2 protein-coding genes are annotated in these 2,493 nt (G+C 40.1%); both read right to left on the bottom strand.

Features of this window, described 5'->3' with window-relative positions; translation table 11 throughout:
- Nucleotides 1–211: 211 nt before the first annotated feature.
- Nucleotides 212–1,387, bottom strand: a complete 1,176-nt coding sequence (locus G593_RS0118170) for an IS91 family transposase (protein ID WP_029730642.1) — start codon at nt 1,385–1,387, stop codon at nt 212–214.
- Nucleotides 1,384–2,232: a tyrosine-type recombinase/integrase gene (locus tag G593_RS0118165; protein WP_029730641.1), complete on the bottom strand. Its 849-nt coding sequence runs from the start codon at nt 2,230–2,232 to the stop codon at nt 1,384–1,386. Before G593_RS0118165 ends, G593_RS0118170 begins: the two co-directional genes overlap by 4 nt.
- Nucleotides 2,233–2,493 lie beyond the last annotated feature (261 nt).

Raw genomic sequence — 2,493 nt, 5'->3', positions numbered from 1 at the left:
TCATTAACTGCCCTTTCGTTTGCATCAATTTCGATTTTTTCTGGTTGAACAAAGCGCGTCAACTCTATATGGACTTTTAATTCTGACACTCTATTTATAATAGGATAGCGTGTACACATAGAAACACATAGAATTTATCATTCAGTCCTGTATTATGACACCAGAAATAAGCCTCCCTAAGGAAGCTAAAAAAATATACAGTTATGATACGTTAACAGAGCATATGTGGTTTTGGTTTTATAAAATGTTGTTCTGTAGGCAGAGGAATAATCTTACCACCACAGGAAGAACACTTGCATATATCTTTGTGATAAAGAAGACGGATAATGGCAGGTGCATCCATATCTTTCAGCTTGGAAATATATTTTTTGCAACCAAGGATGTTTCTGCATAGGGTAATCTTTTTCTTCTTATTTCTGGATGAAAGAAGACCATAGTGCCTGATACGTACAAAACGTTTTGGAGGAACATGCATTAAAAATCGACGGATAAATTCCTCGCCGGATATGGTGATCTCTTTCCAAAGCCCTTGGTTTTTGTAATCTTTAGCAGAAAAAGTAACTGTAGATTCTGTCATGTCTTTGATACGGTAGTTGCTGATAGCAATCCGGTGGGTGTATTTTCCAAGGTATCTGATGACAGATTCGGCACCGTCAAATGGTTTCTTGCAATAAGGAATCCATTCCTTTGTATAGCAGGTATTTAACAATTCCTTGAAAGTATAGTAGTTTTTGTAAGGTGCAGCCGATCCATGAAATTCAAGCCTGTCATTTTCCCAGAGCTGCTTAAGTTCAGCCATGTATTTTCCACGAAACGTTTTTGAGATTACCTTAATCGGAAGGAAAAAATCTTTCCCATTGTCTTTCCAATGATTTTTCACATCCAGCCCTCCACCAAGAACAATCGCATGGATATGAGGATGAAAATTCATGGTACTTCCCCATGTATGGAGGATACAAATATAGCCGATATCAGTCCCAAGATATTTACTATCAGCAGCAAGTTCACTGAGAGTATCTGAAGCCGCATGATAAAGAGCAGTATATAAGAATTTCTGGTTGCTGTAGATAATGGGATTGAGTTCTTCTGGAACTGTAAAAACCACATGGAAATAAGGAGCATCTAAGATATCCTCACGCCGTGCATCTACCCACTTTTCCTTTGGAAACTCCTGACACATAGGACAGCATCTGTCACGGCAGGAGTTATAGTGGACTGACATGCAGCCGCAGTCCTCGCATACGCTTACATTCACACCAAAGGCACCGGTTTTGCAATTCATGATGTGATAAGCGGCCTTTCGCTGAGCGGGAGAAATACTATGTGTGGATTCAAAAGATGGATAAAAACGATGAAAAACATCCTGAATCGTACAATCCTTACTCATGATTCACCACCTTCCGGGTTGTCGAACGGGCTGCGGATCCCAAGAAGTGTCTTGTTGCTCACATGAAGGTAAACATCTGTAGAGCGAGGATCAACATGTCCCAGAAGTGACTGGATATATTTTATATCTGTGCCACTTTCGAATAAGTGGCTGGCAAAACTATGACGACATGCATGAGAGGAAACATGACGGGTAATGCCGGCGAGTTTAGCACTTTTCTTAAAGAACTGGTTAACACCGGTTATATCAAGATATCCACCGGTCCAGGAACTTGGGAAAAGGATATCTTTGGGGCGACCACATTTGTACCAATACTCAGTGAGAAGGTCTAAATTTTTTTGAGACAGAATCGTATACCTGTCAATTCTGCCTTTGGTTTCACGAACATGAATTGTCATGTTGGTACGGGAAATGTCATCATAATGGAGATGAACGACCTCCGATACACGTAATCCGGAAGAATACATAGTTGCAATAATCGCTTTATGCTTCAGATTCGGAGTGGCGTCAATGATTGCATTTATTTCATCGCGGGATAGAACGGCAGGAAGATTTCGCTCTCTTTTCATAGCTGGAACAGTGTCATCATCCCAGAGAATCTTCAGCACCTTTTTATATAAGAACTTGATTGCAGACCGATAGTGATTGTGAGTTTCAGGAGACCTGCCTTCCAGACGTTTTGCAGTAAGAAAACTTTCCGCATCTTCAAGTGTAAGATTAGAAACATTTTTTCCGATCCAACGAAGGAAGTAACTGACATCCGAGCAATACAGTTGAATCGTTCTTTCACGCAGGTTACGTTTTTCCGCTTCATTGCGGATGGATTCAAAAATATCTTTATACATAATAAAACCTCCAGAATAAGTAGTGTTAATAATTACATCTACCTATTCGGAGGTGCATTAGCGTCATAATTCCGATTGCGGAAGAGACTGGAAAATGTTATTCTTATCATAGGCAGTGGAGCTTTCTTAGTTCAGTTGTTTCGTGTGGTAACTTAACAATAACGGATTATGGAAAGTAATTCCACTGCTTTTTTAATAAAAATAAAACTGCGCCACAGCCTTGGCAGGCCATCGCGCAGCGATTTTGTTCAATCGGGATTT

Origin of the sequence: Dorea sp. AGR2135 (genome assembly GCF_000420885.1) — a bacterium.
In the GTDB taxonomy this organism is placed as follows: Bacteria; Bacillota; Clostridia; order Lachnospirales; family Lachnospiraceae; genus Dorea; species Dorea formicigenerans.
Note: the sequence above shows the minus strand (reverse complement) of the source record. Positions and strands in the feature narration are given on the sequence as shown.

What these genes read in the sequence shown, in the direction of transcription:
- G593_RS0118170 (WP_029730642.1), bottom strand. Translation starts at nt 1,387, where the DNA reads ATGAGTAAGGATTGTACGATTCAGGATGTTTTTCATCGTTTTTATCCA.
- G593_RS0118165 (WP_029730641.1), bottom strand. Translation starts at nt 2,232, where the DNA reads ATGTATAAAGATATTTTTGAATCCATCCGCAATGAAGCGGAAAAACGT.